At 44.8% G+C, this 1,013-nt stretch carries 1 pseudogene; it reads left to right on the top strand.

What is annotated here, in order from left to right:
• A pseudogene (locus tag F6K40_RS40525) lies at nt 1-706 on the top strand (hypothetical protein); the annotation flags it as partial.
• Nucleotides 707-1,013: the final 307 nt, after the last annotated feature.

Below are 1,013 nucleotides of genomic sequence, written 5' to 3'. Positions count from 1 at the left end.
GCTGGACGAAATGATCAAACTGTTCTATGCTGAAGCCTCTAAATACAACGTCTTTCCCCTTGACGACAGCAAAACCGAACGATTTGATGAGTCCAATCGCCCGACGATTACCGAAGGGCGCACCACCTTTACCTATCCCGATCATTTCCGCACCAGGGAAACGGCAATACCTGACTTGAAAGGCAAGAACCACAGCATCACAGCGGATGTGGTCTTTGAGCCAGGTAATGAAGGGGTACTGCTCACCGTAGGGGGGCGTTTTGGCGGTTTTGGACTATTTATCAAAGATGACAAATTGGTGTACCACTACAATTTCGCCGGGATGGAGCGCTATGAGATCACGTCCACTAGCTCTAGCCCTTTACCCACGGGCAGCGTTACCTTTGAGGCAGACTATCTTACCGATAGTGAGGAACCTTATGCTGGAGCAACAGTTACTCTCTATGCTAACGGAAACCAAATTGGTGAAGGTCGAGTTGAAGAAAGTCTTCCGGTTAAATTTAACCAGGACGAAACCTTTGATGTGGGCTTTGATACAGGGACACCTATAACTGAAAGCTATGTCGATGAAATGCCCTTTGACTTCACTGGAAGCTTGAGTAACGTGACGGTTGAGTTGCTGGATGAATCTAATTCCCGGCTACCCGATCTCCCAGTGAGGAATGAAGATTTTTGGGACACAATAATTCAGGAGGTTATTCGATAAGTGACTTTTGAGCTGAGTAACTAGCGATTAGAGATTAGGATGTCAAAGTTTTGTATCGTTTTGACATCCTAATGAAAAAAATCAGTAATGAATTGAAAGACGAGGTTTGAGCGATGATTTTGAATCGAATTTGGAGAATGATGGTGGTAGTAGCGATCGCTAAACTCAAATCAAACCGATGACAACCCATTGATTGATGAGTTTTTGTATTTCTTATTCAGCTAAGACTGTAGAGTCCTGATCGCTAGCTCGGAACTCTACAGGCCATCCCAAGCCTATCCAGATTAGTTTTGGGATGTTGCCTGAG

Source organism: Okeania sp. SIO3I5 (assembly GCF_010672085.1).
In the GTDB taxonomy this organism is placed as follows: Bacteria; Cyanobacteriota; Cyanobacteriia; order Cyanobacteriales; family Microcoleaceae; genus Trichodesmium.
This window is presented reverse-complemented; position numbering and strand designations above follow the sequence as displayed.